At 71.1% G+C, this 20428-nt stretch carries 17 protein-coding genes; 9 read left to right on the forward strand and 8 right to left on the reverse strand.

Going from position 1 to position 20428, the window contains the following annotated elements:
- Nucleotides 1-72: 72 nt before the first annotated feature.
- Both ABZU75_RS05225 and ABZU75_RS05230 read left to right on the forward strand, forming a co-directional pair.
- Complete coding sequence (locus tag ABZU75_RS05225) at nucleotides 73-303, forward strand: DUF397 domain-containing protein (protein WP_355549713.1); 231 nt, start codon at nucleotides 73-75, stop codon at nucleotides 301-303.
- Between the two features lie 108 nt (nucleotides 304-411).
- On the forward strand, nucleotides 412-1860 hold the full coding sequence (locus tag ABZU75_RS05230; protein ID WP_355549715.1) for a hypothetical protein: 1449 nt from the start codon (nucleotides 412-414) through the stop codon (nucleotides 1858-1860).
- A gap of 251 nt (nucleotides 1861-2111) precedes the next feature.
- Here the strand turns inward: ABZU75_RS05230 and ABZU75_RS05235 are convergent, their stop codons facing one another.
- Nucleotides 2112-2930 (reverse strand): hypothetical protein, encoded by an 819-nt coding sequence (locus ABZU75_RS05235; protein ID WP_355549717.1) that lies wholly within the window; start codon nucleotides 2928-2930, stop codon nucleotides 2112-2114.
- 454 nt (nucleotides 2931-3384) lie between these two features.
- Here ABZU75_RS05235 and ABZU75_RS05240 point away from each other — a divergent pair, with 454 nt between their 5' ends.
- Nucleotides 3385-4014 (forward strand): hypothetical protein, encoded by a 630-nt coding sequence (locus ABZU75_RS05240; RefSeq protein ID WP_355549719.1) that lies wholly within the window; start codon nucleotides 3385-3387, stop codon nucleotides 4012-4014.
- Nucleotides 4015-4019: 5 nt separating this feature from the next.
- On the opposite strand, the gene ABZU75_RS05245 is transcribed toward ABZU75_RS05240, so the two are convergent.
- Nucleotides 4020-7385 carry a P-loop NTPase fold protein gene (locus ABZU75_RS05245; RefSeq protein ID WP_355549721.1) on the reverse strand — a complete coding sequence of 1122 codons (3366 nt, stop codon included), beginning with the start codon at nucleotides 7383-7385 and terminating at the stop codon, nucleotides 4020-4022.
- Nucleotides 7386-7584: 199 nt separating this feature from the next.
- Here ABZU75_RS05245 and ABZU75_RS05250 point away from each other — a divergent pair, with 199 nt between their 5' ends.
- On the forward strand, nucleotides 7585-8715 hold the full coding sequence (locus tag ABZU75_RS05250) for an alkaline phosphatase PhoX (RefSeq protein ID WP_355549723.1): 1131 nt from the start codon (nucleotides 7585-7587) through the stop codon (nucleotides 8713-8715).
- Here ABZU75_RS05250 and ABZU75_RS05255 read toward each other — a convergent pair.
- The 5 genes from ABZU75_RS05255 to ABZU75_RS05275 all read right to left on the reverse strand — a co-directional run bounded on the left by ABZU75_RS05255 (nucleotide 8693) and on the right by ABZU75_RS05275 (nucleotide 13710).
- On the reverse strand, nucleotides 8693-9598 hold the full coding sequence (locus ABZU75_RS05255) for an ABC transporter ATP-binding protein (protein WP_355549725.1): 906 nt from the start codon (nucleotides 9596-9598) through the stop codon (nucleotides 8693-8695). The two genes, ABZU75_RS05250 and ABZU75_RS05255, sit on opposite strands and share 23 nt — an antisense overlap.
- Nucleotides 9579-10613, reverse strand: coding sequence for an ABC transporter substrate-binding protein (locus ABZU75_RS05260; protein ID WP_355549728.1), 1035 nt, complete (start codon nucleotides 10611-10613; stop codon nucleotides 9579-9581). Before ABZU75_RS05260 ends, ABZU75_RS05255 begins: the two co-directional genes overlap by 20 nt.
- A gap of 11 nt (nucleotides 10614-10624) precedes the next feature.
- Nucleotides 10625-11428, reverse strand: coding sequence for an ABC transporter permease (locus ABZU75_RS05265; RefSeq protein WP_355549730.1), 804 nt, complete (start codon nucleotides 11426-11428; stop codon nucleotides 10625-10627).
- Nucleotides 11425-12507: an LLM class flavin-dependent oxidoreductase gene (locus ABZU75_RS05270; RefSeq protein WP_355549732.1), complete on the reverse strand. Its 1083-nt coding sequence runs from the start codon at nucleotides 12505-12507 to the stop codon at nucleotides 11425-11427. The genes ABZU75_RS05265 and ABZU75_RS05270 overlap by 4 nt, the downstream gene beginning before the upstream one ends.
- A 300-nt stretch (nucleotides 12508-12807) precedes the next feature.
- Nucleotides 12808-13710, reverse strand: coding sequence for a helix-turn-helix domain-containing GNAT family N-acetyltransferase (locus ABZU75_RS05275; RefSeq protein ID WP_355549734.1), 903 nt, complete (start codon nucleotides 13708-13710; stop codon nucleotides 12808-12810).
- A gap of 161 nt (nucleotides 13711-13871) precedes the next feature.
- Between ABZU75_RS05275 and ABZU75_RS05280 the strand changes: the two genes are divergently transcribed.
- Both ABZU75_RS05280 and ABZU75_RS05285 read left to right on the forward strand, forming a co-directional pair.
- A complete protein-coding gene (locus ABZU75_RS05280; RefSeq protein WP_355549736.1) occupies nucleotides 13872-14819 on the forward strand; it encodes a beta-propeller fold lactonase family protein in 948 nt (315 codons plus the stop codon).
- 288 nt (nucleotides 14820-15107) lie between these two features.
- Nucleotides 15108-16133, forward strand: coding sequence for a 6-phosphofructokinase (locus tag ABZU75_RS05285; RefSeq protein WP_350924365.1), 1026 nt, complete (start codon nucleotides 15108-15110; stop codon nucleotides 16131-16133).
- Nucleotides 16134-16287: 154 nt separating this feature from the next.
- Here the strand turns inward: ABZU75_RS05285 and ABZU75_RS05290 are convergent, their stop codons facing one another.
- Complete coding sequence (locus ABZU75_RS05290) at nucleotides 16288-17145, reverse strand: MHYT domain-containing protein (protein ID WP_355549739.1); 858 nt, start codon at nucleotides 17143-17145, stop codon at nucleotides 16288-16290.
- A gap of 77 nt (nucleotides 17146-17222) precedes the next feature.
- Between ABZU75_RS05290 and ABZU75_RS05295 the strand changes: the two genes are divergently transcribed.
- The 3 genes from ABZU75_RS05295 to thiI all read left to right on the forward strand — a co-directional run bounded on the left by ABZU75_RS05295 (nucleotide 17223) and on the right by thiI (nucleotide 20386).
- Complete coding sequence (locus ABZU75_RS05295) at nucleotides 17223-18332, forward strand: DUF5931 domain-containing protein (protein WP_355549741.1); 1110 nt, start codon at nucleotides 17223-17225, stop codon at nucleotides 18330-18332.
- A 105-nt stretch (nucleotides 18333-18437) separates the two neighbouring features.
- Nucleotides 18438-19067 carry a response regulator transcription factor gene (locus tag ABZU75_RS05300; protein ID WP_355549796.1) on the forward strand — a complete coding sequence of 210 codons (630 nt, stop codon included), beginning with the start codon at nucleotides 18438-18440 and terminating at the stop codon, nucleotides 19065-19067.
- 116 nt (nucleotides 19068-19183) lie between these two features.
- Complete coding sequence (gene thiI / locus ABZU75_RS05305; protein WP_350924371.1) at nucleotides 19184-20386, forward strand: tRNA uracil 4-sulfurtransferase ThiI; 1203 nt, start codon at nucleotides 19184-19186, stop codon at nucleotides 20384-20386.
- The last annotated feature ends 42 nt before the right edge of the window (nucleotides 20387-20428 follow it).

A 20428-nucleotide genomic window follows, 5' to 3' on the forward strand; every position in this document is an offset into this window, starting at 1 on the left:
CACTCCGGATGGTTCTGTGACCGTCATCCGGGCCGCGATCGGTCGTGTCAAACGGTCGAGAGGCAGGAGCACATGATGATCAATCCCGGGGAACTGGCAGGTGTTGCCTGGCGTATCAGCACTGGAAGCGCTGATGGCAACGGCCGGTGTGTCGAGGCCGGTCCGCTTGCCGACAGCCGTGGGCGGGTCGCCGTCCTGCACAGTCGCCGTCCCGGTGATGAGGTGATCGTCTATACCCGAGCCGAGTGGGAGGCGTTCATCGGCGGCGTCAAGGACGGCGAATTCGGCTTCTCCGCCGGATGATCGCCTTCGATCGCATATGGAAAGTGCAGCCTCAGGGGAGGCATGCGGTGCGCTGACCGGGATTTAACAATGAGCGTCGCTCTTTAACGCCATATAGTCTTCCGTTTCGTGCCTAAACGATCATCGGTTCTCTGGGCGGCGGCGATCCTTACCGCTGCGACCCCTGACATTTATTTCTGGATCACCGTGATGCTGTCCGGTACGGAGGGCGGCGGCGGTGGTACCTGGGTGACATGGGGGCGCTGCGCGGGGCGCGAGGCCGAGTTCGAGCTGCGCATGCTGCTCGGCCCGCTGTGGGACTTTCCGCTCCTGTGGCTCGGATCCGTGCCGTTGATCGCTCTCGCATGGGGAGGCGGAATCCTGAGTCAGAGGGGCGGACGTCCCCGGCTCGGCCGGATCCTGGGTCGCTCCGCCGCCACAGTGATGATCGTTCGCCACCTCCCGTCCCCGCTGCTGTTCATGTTCGACATGTCGGCGGGTTCCGGATGCGCGGAGGGCTGGGGTCCACCGGAAATGATGAACGGGGCCATCACGGCAGATCTCTGGTATCTGCTGCCCGCGCTCCTCGTGCTCCTCGCGGTCCGTACCCCGGGACCGCCTCCGAGGGGCGGCCTCGCCCGTACGGCGATCGCGGCGCCGCTCGTGATCGTGGTGCTTCTCGGGGTGGGCGCCGACGCCGCGCGAGGAAAGGTGAGCAGCGTGTCGGCGCTCGACTGCGCCGGATTCGGCGACGGCACCGTCTCGGGGCTGGACGAGAGCGAGAAAGAGTTCCTGTGCCGGGTCAGGGACGACTACAACTGGGGCGTGCCGGAGCTGGCGGACATGCCCGACCGTGATCTTCTCGGGTACGGCCGCAGGCTGTGCGACCTGGTGGTACGCGTAGGAGCAGGCGACGTCGACGCGCCCGCCGTGACGGAGGCGATCGGTGAGGTACACGGCCGCTCGCTGGCGGCGGCGCTGAGGTCGCTGTGTCCCAGAGTGGACGAGGTGGAGCGGGAGAAGGCGCGCCGGGCGCAGGAGGAGAGCGACGCCTACTTCGCGGCGGCGGAGAGGAGTTGCGCCGCCCATCCCCGGCACCGGCCGAGGATCGCGCCGGTACGGCAGGTCCGCGAGACCATGTGGGCGGAGTTCTGGGACATCTACGCCTGGGACGAGGGGAACGAGGGTGACGAGGTCGACGACCGGGTCGCCGACCTGGTGGGAAGCGGACCCGGCGCACTGCGCATCTGGGCGGCGGACGAGATCGGCCACGCGTGCGTGACGGGGGAGTCCTACCGGCGCCGTCCGCCGGTGGAGACCCGGGGCTGGGAGCAGGTCGTCGAGGTCGGCTACCAGAGCGGGGACGGGGTCCTGTCCATCGTGGACAGTCAGGGCGAGCGACTTCCCGACCTCGCGGCCGGAGGTCCGGGGAGCTACCGGGTCCGGGTCCACATCCGGGGACGCAAGGCCGTACGGGAGAACATCGAGGTTCCCGACGGCACGGTCCAGCTGCTGATCATGGTGTTTCCCGGAAAGGACAGGCGGCCCAGGATCTACCGCGACTACCCGTCGTCCTGAGCTCAGGTGAGGTCGGCGATTCCGAACCTCCGCATCGGAGCGAACAGTCGATGAAGGTCTCGGCGCGAGTCCGTAGACAGGCTGATCCATCTCCTCCCTGGTTCACGGCCCCTCCACGGGTTATGCCGATACCTCCTCCGTCGGACTGAGAGGGCTCCTCGCTCGCGGCTCAGAGGCTCGGTGTTCAGAGGAGATACCGGGCGAGGTCGGCGATGGGGCGGGGCGGGAGAGTTCGCGCGACAAAGGGGCGATCAGGAGCAGGCGCTGTCCTCCAACCGGTCCGGACGAGCCAAGGGCTCAAGCTTGTATCCCATGTCAAGGCCGAAGGCGCTCTTGTACGACGACATGCCGGGCGTCGGGCCGCAATGCAGCCCGGTGAGCTGGAACGGCCTTCCCCGGTCCTTGATCAGGATGCGTTTCTTCTCGTTGGCGATGAGGTAGTCCACCTGGAGATAGAAGGTGGAGTGGTGGCGTTTCTCGTTCAGCCGGACGATCAGCGTTTTCTGTTTGCCGTCGGGGAGCGAGATCACCTCCTTCTCGAAGTACGGCTCGCCCTCGGTTCCGTCACCGAACGGATTCCCGGCCACCACCTCCCGGGCCACCGGGACGGGTTCGTGGAGGTTGATCACCATGCGGGCTATCGGCGTGCCCCCTTGCGACGGCACGCTGAACAAGGTGCCACCCAGCCCGGCCGATCTTTTGAGGATCACCGGCCGGATGTCGACGATCCGGATCTCTCTTTTCCGCCGCCCCTCGAAATTGATCCGCAGGGTGAGCTTGCCGAGATTGACGCCCCCCATCGCCCGCAGCCGATCGTTCAGTTCGGAGGACACCGCACCGTTCTGCCGATTCATGATTTTCAGCAGCGAGGCGTCCGGTAGCACGACGTCGGCGAAGGCCATGGATCTGCCCTCGTCCTCTCCGTAGATCGTCTCCACGTGATAGTCGAGGTCGTCGTCCCCTCTGATCTCCGTACGGACCCCGTCCTTCAGGGCGGCGTCATCGACCAGTTCGGGCCACAACCACCCCAGGCCGGCCAGGGCCACACCGCCGACGACCGTGGCGACCACGCCGCCGATCCAGACCGCAGGCCTGGCATACCACTTCTCCTTGTTCTCCCCGGGCTCTTCCGCTGGCGGAGCCGCTGTAGCGGCTGGATCCCCCGCCTGCCTCTGGGCCGGTCGCCTCCGGGCCACCCGCTTCTTTCTCGCCATTGCTCACCGTCCCTTGCCGGGCGCGACAAAGCGGCCAGGATCGGCTACGCGTGTGACGCTGCGGCGGTCATCCACATCACGATCGGACCGTTATGCATTCTGGCAAACGGGGTGAATTCCAGCTGGGAATTCTTGTGCGTATCCGCCGCCGTGTGCCCACTCGCCGGTCGTGCCGGCTCACCAGGAGGCGCCCTCGCGTGGCGTGCGGGCGCGTGAGGATCTTGCAGTGAGATGCAAGTGGATCACCAGCCCCGCCCGTCATCTTTTTCGCGAAGGACGGTGTTCAGGCGTCGCGAGGGAAGAGGCACACATGGGCAGGAACAAACGGACCCTGGCGATCGGCGCCCTGGTGGGCTTCCTGGCTGGAGGATCGGGTGTGGCGGTCGCCGCCGCGGTCGCCGACGAGGTGATCACCGCCTGCGTGGCCCCGAACGGAAGCCTGCGGGTTCCCGATTCCACCGGCCAGTGCCCGGTGGGCCAGGAGACGGTCTCGTGGAACCAGACGGGGCCGGCCGGACCGCAGGGAGCGCCCGGCAAGTCCAGTGAGGCGTGGTCGGACCACTACAACGGCGCGATATCGGTCCCGGAGACGATGAAGGATGTCGCCACGGTGCCGGGGCTGCCCCAGGGCACGTACATCATGCTGGCCGATCTGGGGTACAGCGACGCCAGGGGAGGAGTGGACGCGTACGGCATCCAGTGTGAACTCCAGGTGTCCAGTGGCTCTATCTACGGCCAGGTGGCGAGCCGCATCGACAGGAAGGCCGTCGGGGAGTACAGCGGCTCCATGGCGTTCAACATTCCTGTCACGATCACCGATTCCACGGGTGCCGTCCGGCTGAGGTGCAAGACGTACGGCATGGCAGCCGGGAGGGAAGTACACGTCTCGTCCCCCACCCTGACGGCGATCTCCACGCCGAAGCTGACGACGAACCGCTAGCCGGCTCACAGGAGATACCGGGCGAGGTCGGCGATGGGGTGGGGGCGGATGAGCAGGTCGCGCAGGGAGTCCAGGTGGGCGCCGGGGGCGCCGGGGTCGGTCAGGCCGGTCTCGCGGACGGCGCGCTCCCAGCTCGGGTCGTCGCTCGCGGCCTGCTCCAGGCGCCGTAGCGCGCTCACCCCGTCGATCTCCCTGGCCAGCAGGGTCAGCAGGTGCGGCCACTGGACGGCCAGCGCGGCGAGCTTGGCGACCTCGCCGTCCGAGGCGGGGGCCGCCCCGGCGAGGGCGCGGCGGTAGGTCAGGAACGAGTAGAAGCGGAAGACGTTCACGTACCGCTTGATCTCGCGCGGGTTGAAGAAGGTCAGCGCGGGGAGCACGAACTCGATCGCCAGATAGGCGTTCTCGTCGCTGTAGAGGTCGTCGAAGACCCGGTCGGCGGCCTCGCGGGTCGCCGCGCACAGGCCGCCGACGGCGTCCGAGCACTCGATGCCCAGGGCGTCCTGGGCCAGCCGCGCCGCCTCGTCGAGTGTCGTCGTGGTCGGGCGCAGTGCCCAGATGGCGTCCTGCAACCGGCTCACCTGGACCGGGTCCGGCGGCTCGGCCGCCCACGAGCCCGATGCGAGCGAGCCGTCCGTCAGCGGGGACGGTCCCAGCGCCTCCACCGGCGCCCACAGTTCCAGTCTCCGCGCGCCCGCCGGTGGTACGGATGTACGCCGCCCCTGCACGGCCGCTCCCGACCGCGTGGCGGTGCCGGACGAGCCCGGCGTGGCCGCGTCGTGCGGGAAGGGCCGTGCGGGAGGCAGGGGACCGCGCGAACGCGGTCCGGCCGGATCCGGGGGCGGGTCGAGCCGTTCCAGGGCGGCTGGGGGACCCGCCGGACGCGGTCCGGCCGGATTCGGTGTTCGTATGGCGCCCGGGTCACCCGGTCGTACGGTCTCCAGGCCGGGGAGAACGTCCGCGGGCCGGACGGTGTCGGCGACGCCGAGCAATGCCCGTACGAAGGCGGGCAGCCGGTCGGCGTCGTCCAGCAGCGGCACGCTCAGCGGTAGCTGCACGATCTTCTCCAGGAACCGCCAGCCCAGGCCGGACCGCCCGCCGGTGGGCAGCGTCCCGGCCAGTTCCGGGTAGGCGGCCTCGACGTGCGCGACGACCACCTCCGGCTCCATGGCCAGCACGAACACGCAGTTGGGGAACTCGCCGGCGAGGAACAGGTTGATCGCCTCGATGACCTGCGCCACCGTTCCGGACGAGCAGCGGTCCAGGTCGTCCACGAACACCACCAGCGGGCGCTCCTCGGTGGCGACCAGGTCGAGGACCTGCCGCATGTCGGTCTGCACCAGGTGCAGGAAGCCGGTCTTGGACCGGTATCCGGGGGTGGTCGCGCCCTCGCCGCCCGCCCCGTCGGCCGCACCCGGGCCGAGCAGGTCGGGCTGCGTGACCAGGCCGCGGAACGCGTTGTCCGCCGACTCCCCGAAGAACCGGGCCAGCCGCAGCGCGCCCGCCCCCACCACGGCCGCCGCGCCCGCCGAGCCGACGGCCGCCGCGGCGTTCCCCAGCAGGGAGCCGAAGGCGGGCAGCAACGCGGCGGCGGCCAGCAGCGCCCCGGTGAGGACGAGGGTGGCGACCAGGCCGAGGGCCACCGGCGCCAGGCGGGTCAGCGCCAGGTGGTAGGCGCGGCTGCGGACCGCCTCCCGGTCGATCCTGGACAGATTCAGCTCCAGCCAGAACCGCTCCCGCTCGGCGCGGGGCAGCCGCCGGGTGACCTGACTGATGATCTCGTGTGCCAGTCCGGCCCAGACCTGCTCACCGTTCTGGTACATCCACGGGTTGAACCAGACCGTGGGCCGCCAGTCCGCCCGCCGCAGCGGGAGCGGGTCCGGCTCCGCCCACCCGGCGCTCCCCCGGGGGCGCCGGCCGGTCCTGGCCAGCACCTCGGCGTTGGTCAGCGTCCGCTCCGCGCGGGAGCCGGGCAGGTGGATCGGGGCGGGATCGTCCCCGGCGGCCCCGGGGTCCAGCAGGTCCTGGATCATCCGCATCAGGGAGGTCTTGCCGGTGCCCCACGGCCCCTTGACGCCGATCGTCAGCGGGGGCCGGGTCTCGGGGTGGCGGACGAACGCGGCGATGGCCTCGGCGTAGACCCGGTGCCCGAGCTGGTCCTCGGTGGTCCACCGGTCGGCGGTGAGCCTGGCCCGGGGCCGTACCGTACGGAGCCCGGCCCGGTGGCGGCGGAGCAGCGCCGAGGTCTGCGCCCGCTCGGCCGCCGAGAGCCGCGAGTGGCCGAATCTCCGCACGTCCGGATGGACGAACGTGGTCGTCTCGCCCAGCAGGCCCCACTGCCTGAGCTCGGCGGCGTCGCCGAGGATCTCGTCGATCGGCTCGCCCTCGTCGAGCAGGGCGGCCCTGCGCAGCAGCTCCCTGGCCGGCTCGCTCAGGTGGAGTTCGTAGACCCGCCGGACGATCTCGATCCCGCAGCCGGGCGGGGCGTGATCGCCGAGCCGCGCCAGGGCGCGGGTGAAGGCGGCGTGCGGGGCGGCGGTGTCCCTCGCCGGGGTCAGGGCGACACCGGCGACGGCTCCGTAGGCGATCAGGATGGGGGTGCGGGCGGCCGAGACCGCCGTGTAGCGGGCGAGCGCGTAGGCGTGCAGGTCCCCGACGCTGATCGTCCCGTCCCCGTCGAGGTCGGCGGCCCGCGTCATCAGGCCCTCCGCGATGACGTCGGTCAGCGTGCGCACCGGGCCGGGCACCGTCTCGTCGAGCCTCAGCGTGAGGGTCAGCGCCGCCGCCGCCACCCTCGGCTCCCCGGCCACGGCGAGTTGCCTGACCGGTTCGGCGGAGCCGTCAAGGGCGCTCCAGCCGAAGTCCACGATCAGCAGCACGGCGGCCGCCAGCGACTCGCCGACCTGCCGCCCGAACGTGCCGATCATCGATCCCAGCTGTCCCGAGGTCCAGCCGCCGTCGGCGGGCAGCCGGATCAGCAGCAGGTCCCCCTCCCGCGCCGAGCGCAGCAGGTTCCACACCCGCTCGCCGTCCGCGTTCGCCCCGCCGCTGGTCTCGGCGTCGACGGTGAACCCCTCGGCGCGCAGCGCGCTCGCCAGCCGCGCGTCCGGCCGCCCGGTACCCGGCCCCGCGGCGTGTGGCCCGGTGGTGTGCGGCCCGGTGGTGGAGGTGCCGGGGGGCGGCGTCGTGGCCCGGTCGTGTGGCCGGGCCGGGTGCGGGACAGGGGCCTGGAGCGGATCGGGGGCCGAGGGCGGGGCGGGAGCCCGGGGCGGGAGCGTGTCCGGCGGGGAGTCGAGGAAGACGAGAGCTCGGCGGGTGCCCACCCGGGGCGCGGCCTCGAAGACTGGATTCGCGAACGCGAGTCCCTCGCTCAACGGTCCTCCCGATCCGACAACGGTGAAGATTCCACTGTGGACGCGTCCGGCGGGACAGATGGCGATCTTGGTGATAGACCGACCTGGTTTGGCGGATGTTTGTCCTTCGGTTCGCGCAAAGTTTGCGCTCAAGGAGTCTCGGCGTTCATGTGAGTTCGATCGGCTTGCGACGTACCGTGAGGGACGACGAGGAGGGGCCATGCTTCGCCGATCGTTTGTGCGCACCGGAGGTCTGACCGCCGGTGCGGTTCTCGCGGGCTCGCTCTGGCAGGGGGTCGCGGGTGCCGTCGCCCCGAGCTTCGAGAGCCCCTACGGTCCGCTTGGCGAGCCCGACGCCAACGGGGTCGCGCTGCCCGAGGGGTTCACCAGCCGGATCGTCGCCCGTACCGGCCGCCGGGTCGGCGGGCTGCTCTGGCACCCGGCACCGGACGGCGGCGCGTGCTTCCCCGACGGCGACGGCTGGATCTACGTGTCCAACTCGGAGATCCCGCTGCTCGGCGGGGCGTCGGCCATCAGGTTCGGGCCGGACGGAGCCGTCGTCGGCGCCTACCGCATCCTGTCGGGCACCAACCTCAACTGCGCGGGTGGCCGCACCCCGTGGAACTCCTGGCTGTCGTGCGAGGAGATCTTCCGCGGCCGGGTCTTCGAGTGCGACCCCTACGGCTCGCGGGCCGCGATGCCGCGCCTCGCCATGGGCCGGTTCAAGCACGAGGCCGCGGCCTGCGACCCGGAGCGGCGGGTGGTCTACCTGACCGAGGACGAGCCCGACGGCTGCTTCTACCGGTTCCGGCCGGTCTACTGGGGTGACCTGACCTCGGGCACCCTGGAGGTGCTCTGCGCCTCCGGCTCGGGCGCGGTGACCTGGCGGCGCGTGCCCGATCCCGGCGCGCTGCTGAAGGCCACCCGCGACCAGGTCGCCGGTGCCACCCGCTTCTCGGGCGGGGAGGGCTGCCACTACGCGGACGGCGTGTGCTTCTTCACCACCAAGGGCGACAACCGGGTGTGGGCCTACGACACGGAGAACGAGCACCTGGGTGTCGTCTACGACGCCGACGCCCCGCTGAACGGCGTCGACAACATCACCGGCACCCCGTCCGGGGACCTCTACGTCGCCGAGGACGGCGGTGACATGGAGATCAACCTGATCACTCCCGAGCGGGTCGTCACCCCCGTCCTGCGGATCGCGGGCCACTCCAAGTCGGAGATCACCGGACCCGCCTTCTCACCGGGCGGCGACCGCCTCTACTTCTCCTCACAGCGCGGCGCCCGCGGTGACGCCGCCGGCACCGACGGCGTCACCTACGAGGTCACCGGACCCTTCCGCCGCTGACCGACGCGGCCTGTCTGACCACCTCGGTCAGCTCCTCGCGCAACTCGGCGAAGAGCGGGTCGGTGCGAGGGTGCTCCCCGTACGGCACGGCCGAGGCACGGTCGGAGACCACCCGGCCGGGCCTGCCGCTCAGCGCGAGCACCCGGGTGCCGAGGTAGACGGCCTCGTCCACGCTGTGGGTGATGAAGATCACGGTCGTGCCGGCCCGCCGCCACAGCTCGCGGACCTCCTCCTGCATGCGCTCCCTGGTGAAGGCGTCCAGGGCGGCGAACGGCTCGTCCATCAGCAGCAGCGCGGGGTCCGGGGCGAGCGCGCGGGCGATCGCCGCGCGCTGCTGCATGCCTCCCGACAGCTCATACGGCCTGGCCCTGGCGACGTCGGCCAGGCCGGTCAGCTCCAGCAGTTCGGCCACCCGCTCGCGCCGCGCCGCCCTGGGCAGGCCGCGCAGCCCGAAGCCGACGTTTCCGGCGACTGAGAGCCAGGGGAAGAGCCGGTGCTGCTGGAACACGAAGCCCCTGGTGGGGGCGGGCCCCGACACCGCCGCGCCGGAGGCGGTGATGGTTCCCGCCGACGGCGCGGTGAAGCCCGCCACCAGCCGGAGCAGCGTGCTCTTGCCGCACCCCGACGGGCCCACGATCGTCACGAACTCCCCGGCGGTGATCTCCAGGTCGATCGGCCCCAGCGCGTCGACGATCCCGGCGCGTCCCCGGTAGGAGTGCGACACCCCGGTGAGGGCGAGCGCGGTGTCCCGCGCCGCCCCCGGATCGGCCGCCGGGGCGGTCTTTCCGTCGTTGGCGGGAGCACTCTCGTGCGCGGCGCCGTTCGAGGTGGCCGGGTCCGCTCCGGGGGCGGTGGTGCCGGCGTCAGCTTCCGGCGAAGGCATCCGCGAGCTCCTGCGTGGCCAGGCCCTTCTGGAAGACCGCCGGATCGGGGACGGCGTCGATCTTCTGCTGGCCCTTGAGGAACTCGGCCGCGCTGTGCAGGTTCTCGGCGAGCTTGCCGGGAGCGTCCGGGGTGCCGAGATAGTCGGCGGAGCGCTGCTCGCTCGCGTCGAGGAGCACGAGCTGGCCGAGCTGGCGCGCGGCCTCGGCCGGGTCGAGGTTGAGCTGGCGGCCGATGGCCGCGGCGGCGGCGCCGGTGTCGCTCCTGGCCAGCTTGACCGCGCGGTCCTGCTGCTGGAGCCAGACGCTCAGCGCCTTCGGGTACTTCTTCGCGAAGTCGTCGCTCACCACCGCGAGGTCGGCGGTGAGCCTGCCCCGCTGGGCCAGCTCCCGGCTGGTGACCAGCGTCGTGCCGCCGTTCTTCTGCAGCTCGGCCAGGGTGGGCGTCCAGACGTAGGCGGCGTCGATGTCGCCGCGCTGCCAGGCGGCCTGGATGTCCGGCGGCTCCATGTCGAGGATCTTCACGTCGGACTCGGAGAGGCCGGCCTCGGTGAGCGCGGCGAGCAGGCTGTAGTGGGTGGTCGAGGCGAAGGGGGCGGCGACCCGCTTGCCCGCGAGGCCCTTGACGCCGGTCACCCCGCCCCGGGCGACGAGCGCCTCGTTGTCCCCGATCACGTCGAAGATCCACGGCACCCGGTACGGGAGGTTGAGCGGCGCGGACAGGCCGCGGGTGACCGGGCTGCTGCCCACCAGCCCGATGTCGAGCGAGCCGGCGATCATGGCGGTGTTCACGTCGCCGCCCGAGTCGAATTTGCTCCAGGTGATCTTGGTGTTCGGCAGCGCCTTCTCCAGCCACTGCTGGTCCTTGACGATCAGGTCGCCGTTGGGAATGAGCTGGTAGCCGATGCGCAGGGTCGCGGGGGAGCCGTCGGCGGCGGGCTTGGCCTCCTCCGTGCCGGACCCGCAGGCGGCCAGGGCGAGGGCGGCGGCTGTCAGGGCGAGAGCTATGCGTTTCATGGGGGTCTTTCCTAGGTACGGCCGCGCCAGGGAACCAGGCGACGGTCCAGCGTTTGCAGGAGGAAGTCGATGAGCAGACCTGACAGGCCGATGACGATGATGCCGAGCACGACCACGTCCGTCTGGTTGTAGCGCTGGGCGTCACGGACCATGCCGCCGATGCCGGGCACCCCGTTCACGGTCTCGGCGGCGACCACCGTGGTGTAGGCGACGCCCACGGCCACCCGCACCCCCGTGATGATCTCGGGCAGCGCGCTCGGCAGCACCACGCGGAGCGGCAACTCGTGCCGGCGGGCGCCGAGCGAGCGGGCCGCGTTCAGGTAGTCCTCGTGCACCCCGCGTACCGCGTCGGCGGTGGCCACCGCGACCGGCGGGAGCGCGGCCAGCAGCAGGAGCCAGATCTTGGGCTCCTCGTCGATGCCGAACCAGATCACCAGCAGGCTGAGGTAGGCCAGCGGCGGCAGGGTGCGGACGAACGTGACCAGGGGGCCGAGCAGCGCGCGCAGCGTGGGGACCATGCCGATCAGCAGCCCCAGCGCGATGCCGCCGCTCACCCCGTACAGGCAGCCGAGTCCGATCCGGCGCAGGCTGGTGAGCAGGTGTTCCTGCAGGGTGTGGCCGCTCACGCCGTCGGCGGTGGTGCGCAGGAACTGGTCCCAGACCGCGACCGGCTCCGGCACGAAGACCGGTGGCCAGATCTCGGCCATGGCCACGGCCTGCCAGATCGCGACCAGTGCGACGATCGCTCCGGCCCGCAGCGCCAGGGCTCGCCAGAGGGTACGGCCGGCGCCCGGCTCGGTTCCGAGGACGCTCACGCGACGAGCGCGGGGGCCGCCAGCCGGGGAAGGACGAAGTCGCCCACCCGCCAGGCCTCCTCCAGGTGCGGCCAGCCGGACAGCACGAACTCCGACAGGCCCAGCCCGGCGTATTCGCGGAGGCGTTCGGCCACCTCCGCGTAGCTGCCGACCAGCGCGGTACCGGCGCCCTCGCGGACCAGGCCGACCCCGGCCCAGAGGTTGGGGGAGATCTCCAGGGATTCGGCGGAGCCGCCGTGCAGGTCGGCCATCCGGCGCTGTCCCACCGAGTCCATCCGGGTGAATCGCGCCTGGGCGGCGGCGATCCTGCCGGGGTCCATGCCCGAAAGCAGCCGCCTGGCGTATGCCCAGGCCTCGTCGGCGGTGTCGCGGGCGATGACGTGGAGCCGGATGCCGTACCGGAGCTCGCGACCCGCCTCGGCGGAGAGCTTCCGCATCCGGGCGACCCGCTCGGCGATCATCGCCGGGGGCTCGCCCCACATCAGGTAGACGTCCGCCCCGGTGGCGGCCACCCGCTCGGCGACGGGGGAGGCTCCGCCGAAGTAGATGTCGGGGGTGTCGAGCAGCGGCGTGGCCAGTCCGCCGCCCGACAGCCGGTAGTGGGTGCCCCGGTGGTCGAACGGCTCGCCGGTCCAGGCGCGCCTGAGCACCTCGATGAACTCGCCGGTCCGTTCGTAGCGGGCGTCGTGGTCGAGGAAGTCGCCGTAGGCGCGCTGCTCCTGCGGGTCACCGCCGGTGACCACGTTGAGCAGCAGCCGCCCTCCGCTGATCTGCTGGAAGGTCTGCGCCTGCTGGGCGAGGAGCGTCGGCAGGGTGAAGCCGGGCCGGAAGGCCACCAGCAGCCTGAGCCGCTCGGTCCGCGCCGCGACCGCGCTGCACGCCACCAGCGGGTCGGGGCAGCCCGCTCCGACCGGGGTCAGCGCCGCCTCGAAACCCGCGGACTCCGCGGCCCGGGCCACCTGGGACAGGTAGTCGAGCGTCGCGGGCCGGTCCGCGGCGGCACCCGCCGCGACGGTGGTCGTGGCGGGCCTGACGTGGTGGCCGTCGCCGGTGGTCGGCAGGAACCAGTGCAAGCGCATCTTCGCCTCATACAGAGCTCATCCGGAACGGGCTGGTGCCCCCGATATTAATCACATAATACCTATCAAGAAAGAGGGAATTTAGACGGCACCCCCTCCGGGGCGCGGCGACCGGAAGCCGGGGCGGGCGCTCACCGCCCGGCTGGCCGGTTTCGAGGGTGTGGCCGAAGCGGCGTCCTGCCGACGGCCTTCCCGCCCGACGGGAAGGCCGGTCGCCGGGATCCGCGGGGGACCCCGTCGCCCGCCGCCGAGCCAGGTCCACGGCACCGGCCCCGCCGCGAAGAAGACGAGGAAGAAGGGTCAGAGGTCGCGGACCCAGATCTCGTCGACGATGTCGCCGTGCTGCTCCTTCTCGACGAGCTCGAAGCCCGCCGCCCGGTAGATGCGCCTGGCGCCCAGCAGCACGTCCCTGGTCCACAGCCTCATCCGCCGGTAGCCCGCGGCCCTGGCGAAACGCACACACTCCGCCACGAGCAGGCTGCCGATGCCCATGCCCCGCACGGACGGCTCGACCAGCAGCAACCGCAACTGGGCCGTCTCGTCGTCCTTGCGCACGCAGAAGACGCAGCCGGCCCGCTCGCCGTCCACCTCGGCGATCCAGCCCGCCTCGCGCGCCGGGTCGTGGTGGTCCACGTAGTCGGCCGCGACCCTGGCCACCAGCGCCTCGAAGTCCATGCCCCAGCCCTGCTCGGAGCTGTAGAGCGTGCCGTGCCGGTGGATCACCCAGCCGAGGTCGCCAGGACGCAGCGGGCGCAGGACGTAAGGAGAGCCCGTCCTCGGCTCCGCGCCGAGGATCTCCTCGATGGCCGCCATGCTCGCGACCAGCCGCCCGCGGTCCTCGTCGGTCACCCCGGCCAGCAGTTCGCGCACCTCTTCGGCCGCGCGCCCGTCGAAGAGCGCGAACCTGGTCCGGCCCTCGTCGGTCAGCTCGACCACCTGCCGCCGCGCGTCGGTGGCGGACCGCTCCCGGACGACCAGTCCGTCGCCCTCGAACCCGGCGAGCATCCGGCTGAGGTATCCGGCGTCGAGCCCGAGCAGCCGCCGCAGGTCGCCGGTCTCCATGCGGTCCGCCCGGTCCAGCTCGAACAGCACCCTCATCTCGGTGAGCGAGTAGGGAGTGTCCAGGATGCCCTGGTGGAGCACGCCGATGAGCCGGGTGTAGAAGCGGTTGAAGGCCCGGACCTCCGCCACGTGTCTCTCCATGGTTGACAGCATCAACGAATTCATTGACCAGGTCAACGAAATGGTGAGAGATCTTTGCGGGTGGGTAACTGTGAGATCACCGGCTAACTGCGCTAACTTCGCATTTTGCCTTGGAATGGACGATGAGCTGGGGCGGCGCGTGCCGTGCCCGTGGCGGGAGCATGATGGCTGAGGTCGCGTACATCGGTGGGTACACCCCGGACACCGAAGGATCCGGGCCGGGGATCACCCTGGTGGAGCTGGGAAGCCTCGTCCGGCTCGGCGAGACGCCCGCCTCCGGGCCGTCGTTCCTCGCCGTTCACCCCGTCCTCCCGGTCCTGTACGCGGTGGGGGAGGGCGAGCGCGGCACGGTCGGCGTCTTCGCCCGCGCCGGCGACGGCACGCTGAGCCCGCTCGCGCAGCGGCCCAGCGAGGGGTCGGCCCCCTGCCACCTGGCGGTGGACCCCACCGGCACGCGCCTGGCGGTGGCCAACTACGGCGACGGCACCCTCAGCGTGCACGGCATCGACGGATCCGGCCTGCTGACCGACACGTGGATCTTCCCCTACCGCGAGGGTGCCCACGCCCACCAGGCGGTCTTCGGCCCCGACGACGTGCTGTACGTGAGCGACCTGGGGGCCGACGAGATCCGTCGCTACCTGGTCGGCGACGAGGTGGTCCCGCACCCGGAAGGACCGGTCAGGCTCGCCCCCGGCATGGGCCCCCGGCACATGGCCATGGCTGGCGGCCACTGGTACGTGGCGGGAGAGCTGGACGGCACCGTGCGCGCCTACGACGCCGAATGGCGCGAGATCCACGTCGCCCCGGCCAGCGGGAGCGGGGGGCGGAACCAGCCCTCACACCTGGAGGTCCGCGGCAGGCTCGTCTACGTCGCCAACCGGGGTCCCGACACGATCTCGGTCTTCGCCGGCCCCGAGTTGGAGCCGGTCGCGGAGGTCGCCTGCGGTGGCGCCTGGCCGAGGCACTTCGCCATCGCCGACGGCCGCATGTACGTGGCCAACCAGCATTCGGACACCGTCGCCGTGCTCCCGCTGAAGGACGGCGTCCCGCGGCCCGCGGGGGAGGTCTTCGCCGTCGGCACCCCGTCCTGCGTGCTGCCGCTGCCCTGAGCTGCCGGTGAGAAGGGGGTCGGTGGTTCCGGGTGGGTATGACCCATGAGGTGGCCGGGGATTCCCGCAGGTGACGTGCGCGACCTGTTTGGCACTCCGGTGGAGGCGCTCATGCGTCGCTTCTCCGTCGATCGTGGGAGGCGACATATGAGGACTAGTTCTATTTGGTCTAGACCACTGACGCATCTGACGGCAGAATGCGTTTCGTCGGTGGCGGAAATCCGTCGCCGATCGGCCCATGCCCTTTAGTCTGATCATCTTGGCTCGGACTCATAACCGGAGGATGTCATGCGTATCGGAGTGCTTACCGGGGGCGGCGACTGCCCCGGCCTGAACGCCGTTATCCGCGCTGTCGTGCGTAAGGGAGTGGGCGTCCACGGGCATGAGTTCGTCGGGTTCCGCGACGGCTGGCGGGGTCCCCTCGAGGGCGACACCATGCCGTTGGACATCGAGGCCGTACGCGGCATCCTGCCGCGCGGCGGGACGATCCTTGGCTCGTCGCGGACCAACCCGATCAAGATCGACGGCGGCGTTGAGAAGATCAAGGAGAACCTCGCGAAGGGCGGGGTCGACGCGCTGATCGCGATCGGCGGCGAGGACACCCTCGGTGTGGCCAAGCAGCTCTTCGACAAGGGGGTGAAGGTCGTCGGCGTGCCCAAGACGATCGACAACGACCTCAACGCCACCGACTACACCTTCGGCTTCGACACGGCGGTCAACATCGCCGTCGAGGCGATCGACCGCCTGCACACCACCGCCGAGTCCCACCACCGCGCGCTGATCTGCGAGGTCATGGGCCGCCACGCGGGCTGGATCGCCCTGCACGCCGGCATGGCGGGCGGTGCCAACGTCATCCTCATCCCGGAGAAGCCCTTCGACATCGACCGGGTCTGCGCCTACGTCGAGTCCCGCTTCAAGACGAAGTACGCGCCGATAATCGTGGTCGCGGAGGGCGCGCACCCCGTCGAGGGCCAGATGACGCTGCAGGCGGGCGAGCTCGACGCCTTCGGCCACGTGAGGCTCGGCGGCATCGGCGAGAATCTCGCCAGCGAGATCGAGAAGCGCACCGGCAAGGAGGCCCGTACCACGGTGCTCGGCCACATCCAGCGCGGCGGCACCCCCACGGCCTTCGACCGGGTGCTGGCCACCAGGTTCGGCCTGCAGGCCATCGACGCGGTGCAGGACGGCGACTTCGGCAAGATGGTCGCCCTCCAGGGCACCGAGATCGTGCGGGTGGGTCTCGACGAGGCCACCAAGGAGCTGAAGACCGTGCCGGCCAGCCGCTACGAGGAGGCCGAGGTCTTCTTCGGCTGAGACGTCATCGCGGCCCCTCGCGGAGAGTGGCCGTTTGCAAGCGTTCTGCAAGCGTCCGGCCCTAGCCTCCCGACTGGGCGGCCGGCCGCCTGCGATTCCCCTCCATGTACGGCTTGCGCCCTGACCAAGCGGCCCAGCGGGCGCAGGCCGTACATCATCGCTCTTGGGAGTCGAACAAAGACGGGCCCTTCGGCGCCTGAGCGGCGGGCGGGGTGACCGGCTCGTGCAGCCGGGCCTCGGCGCGGCGCTTCTCCAGCCTGGCCAGCAGGGTGGCGTCGTGGTCCAGCTCCGGCTGCGACGGCGACAGGATGACGGTGAGCAGCAGGCCGAGGGTCAGCAGGCCCAGCACGGTCAGCGTGGGCAGCATGAAGTCGATGCCCTTGGCCCCTCCGAGCGGCGCGGGTGAGAGCCGGGGGTGCACCTCAAGCGCGAACATGCCGGTGTAGTGCATGCCGCAGACCGCCAGGGCCATGATCATCGCGGCGCCGCCGGTGGCCGGCACGCCGCTGATCCGCAGGCTGAACCAGAGCGCCACGATGGACGCGGCGATCGCGATCGCGACCGAGACCCCGACCAGCACCGGATCGTAGGAGAGGTGGGCCGGCATTCTCATCGCGAACATGCCGATGTAGTGCATGCCCGCCACGCCGAGACCGGTGAGCACGCCGCCGGAGACCAGCGGCACGAACCGCTCGCCCTGGTAGGAGACCAGGAACAGGCCCGCGCCCACGACGACGACGGCCAGGGCCGCCGAGCCGATCGTCAGCGGCACGTCGTAGCGGATCTGGCCGCCGCCGACGGAGAAGCCCATCATGGCGACGAAGTGCATGACCCAGATACCGGTGCCGCCGATGGACAGTGCCCCGCCCGCCAGCCAGCGGACCCGTGCCGCCCCCGCCGCCTCGCGGGCTCTGGCGGTGAGCAGGAGGCCGAGCATGCAGCCGACGCTCGACATGACATAGGCCAGCACGGGGGTGAGCAGGCCGTAAGAAAAGTGATCTACGTGGGACATGTTCCAGTTTTTCGTGAGAGAGAAATCGGTGGATTATTGCAGTACGCCGCTTTCTTGTTGAGAGGTAGGGCTGGCGTGTGACGGGAATCGAGGGGCCGTTCTGGCGGGCGGTCGCGGTGTTCCGCGTCGCATCCCTTGGGTACGCGGCGGTTCTGCTCATCCGTGCCGGGGGGTACGCCCACCCGGCGATCGGCTGGCTGGTGATCGGCGTCATGGCGCTGTGGACCGCGGGGACGATCTTCGCCTACTCCGTCGAGGAGTTCCGCGGCCGGCCGCTGCTCGCCGCCGACATGCTCGTGACCGTGGGCTGCCTGCTCGCCACCCCGGCGGTGCAGGGCGCCTACCAGGAGGGCAGCCTGCCGATCACCGGCACCTGGATGGGCGGCGCGGTGCTCGCCTGGGGCGTGTACGGCGGGCGGCGGCTGGGGGCCGTGGCCGCGTTGATCGTCTCGCTGGCCGACCTGTGGCTGCACGGTGTCCCCGGAGGGGGCTTCGAGATGCTGCCGATCAACGGCACCGTCCTGCTCTTCCTCGCCGGGACCGTCGTCGGGCACGTCGCCCGGCTGGCCAAGAAGGCCGAGGAGCGCATGGAGCAGGCGATCGAACTGGAGGTCGCGGGGCGGGAACGGGAGCGGCTCGCCCGGGGAATCCACGACTCGGTGCTCCAGGTGCTCGCGCTGGTTCAGCGGCGCGGGCAGGAGATCGGCGGCGAGGCGGCCGAACTGGGCAGGCTCGCGGGCGAGCAGGAGGCCGCCCTGCGCGAGTTGGTCAGGCTCAGGCCCGAGGCGCCCGCCGCGGGCACCGCGGACCTGTGCGCCCTGTTGCACAGGTACGGCTCGGCCACGGTCACCGTCTCGGCCCCGGCGACCCCGTTGATCCTGCCCGCGGCCACCGCGGCGGAGATGGCCGCCGCGGTCGGGGCCGCTCTGGACAATGTCGCCCGCCACTGCGGGGCGCGGGCGCCCGCGTGGGTCTTCGCCGAGAGTGATGACGGGCTGGTCACCGTGACCGTCAGGGACGAGGGGCCGGGTATGGCACCCGGACGCCTGGAGGAGGCCGCCGCCGACGGGCGGCTCGGCGTCGCGCAGTCCATCCGGGGCCGTGTCGCGGACCTTGGCGGCACGGTCAGTGTGATCTCCGCTCCCGGCCGGGGCACCGAGATCGAGATGTCGGTGCCGACCGGCTAGACCGCCTCTCACGGCCGCCACGGGGGGCGGGGCGGGCCGTCCGGGCGCTGTGCAGCAGGACGGGCACCTCCGGAGGAACGGGCCTAAGGTAGGCCAATGCGCGTGATGGTGGTGGACGACCACCCGATGTGGAGGGACGGGGTGGCCAGGGACCTGGCCGAGGCCGGATACGAGGTGGTGGCCGCGGTCGGGGAGGGACGGCAGGCGGTCCGGGTGGCCGCGGCGGTCCGACCCGAGCTGGTGGTGCTGGACCTGCGACTGCCCGACCTGCCGGGGGTCGAGGTGGCCAGGAGGCTGGCAACCTCGGAGCCGCCGCCCAGGGTGCTGGTACTGTCGGCCAGCGGCGAGCAGGAGGACGTGCTGGAGGCCATCAAGGCGGGAGCCTCCGGATATCTCCTGAAATCCGCGAGCAAGGAGGAGTTCCTCGACGCGGTCCGGCGCACCGCGGGGGGCGACGCGGTTTTCACCCCCGGGCTGGCCGGGCTCGTGCTGGGGGAGTATCGGAGGCTGGCGGCCAGACCCGCGCCCGAGGCGCCGCCCCGCCTGACCGAGCGGGAGACCGAGGTGCTCCGCCTGGTCGCCAAGGGGTTGTCCTACAAGCAGATCGCCGAGCGTCTCGTGCTCTCCCACCGGACCGTGCAGAACCACGTCCAGAACACGCTGAACAAGCTCCAGCTCCACAATCGGGTGGAACTGGCCCGCTACGCCATCGAGCAGGGCCTCGATGAGTCGTAGTCCCGACTAAAGTAACAAGGTCGAGAGGTTGTCTTTGCGCGAACGCGCGAGAGACTTGACGAAGCCCTACCACGAAGCCCCGCATATCCCCTCGAAGCTCCACCGGAGGTTGCACCATGACCATGTCCGCCTTGGGCGAGCCCTGCGTTCTGCTCAAACTGGGCGAGGTCGTCCTCAAGGGCAACAACCGTGAGCTCTTCGAGCGGAGGTTGCAGGCCAACATCAAGGCCGCGCTGAAGGATGTCGGCGTCAAGGTCGACGTCCGGCAGCGCCACGGCGTCATCGCGCTCTTCCTACCGGACGGCACCGAGGTCGAGGTCGCGGACACGGTCGCCGAGCGCGTCTCCTACGTCCCCGGGCTGGTCTGGATCCACCGTGCCTGGCGGGTGGCCAAGGATCCCTCGGCGATCACCAAGGCCGCCATCGAGCTGCTGGCCGACCGCGACGACGTCAGGCGCGGCGTCTCCTTCGCGGTCCGCTCCCGCCGCCGCGACAAGCGCTTCCCGCTCACCTCGATGCAGCTGGACCGCTCGGTCGGCGGCGAGCTCAACGACATCTACGGACTGCCGGTCGACCTGAAGCGTCCCGAGCTGGTGGTCTCCATCGAGGTCGACCGCGACGAGGCGTTCGTCTTCACCGGCGGGCTGCCGGGCCAGGGCGGGCTGCCGGTCGGCACCAGCGGCCGGGGCCTGGTCCTGATGTCCGGCGGCATCGACTCCCCGGTGGCCGCCTACCGGATGATGCGCCGCGGCCTGCGCGTCGACTTCCTGCACTTCTCCGGCATCCCCTTCACCACCTCCGAGTCCATCTACAAGGCGTACGCGCTGGTCAGGGCACTCGACAGGTTCCAGGGCGGGTCCCGGCTGTGGGTCGTCCCCTTCGGCAAGGCCCAGCAGTCCATCAAGGCCTCCGGCCAGGACCGCCTGGCGGTGATCACCCAGCGCCGTCTGATGCTGAAGACCGGCGAGGAGGTCGCCCGCCGCCTGCGCGCCGGTGCCCTGGTCACCGGCGACTCCCTGGGCCAGGTCTCCTCGCAGACCCTGCAGAACATCACCGCCCAGGACGACGCGGTCGACATGCCGATCCTGCGTCCGCTCATCGGCCTCGACAAGACCGAGATCATGGCCGAGGCCCGCCGCATCGGAACCCTGGCGATCTCCGAACTGCCGGACGAGGACTGCTGCTCGCTGCTGGCCCCCCGCCGCGCCGAGACCGCCGCGAAGGTCGCCGACCTGAAGAAGATCGAGCGTCGTCTGGACGCCGAGGAGCTCGCCGTCCAGCTCGCCGGATCCCTGCAGGAGTACCGGCTCGACGCCTGAGATCGGATCACCCGGCCCCGGGGGCGTGCCCGGGGCCGGGGG

Origin of the sequence: Streptosporangium sp. NPDC005286 (assembly GCF_040607515.1) — a bacterium.
Classification (GTDB): Bacteria; Actinomycetota; Actinomycetes; order Streptosporangiales; family Streptosporangiaceae; genus Streptosporangium.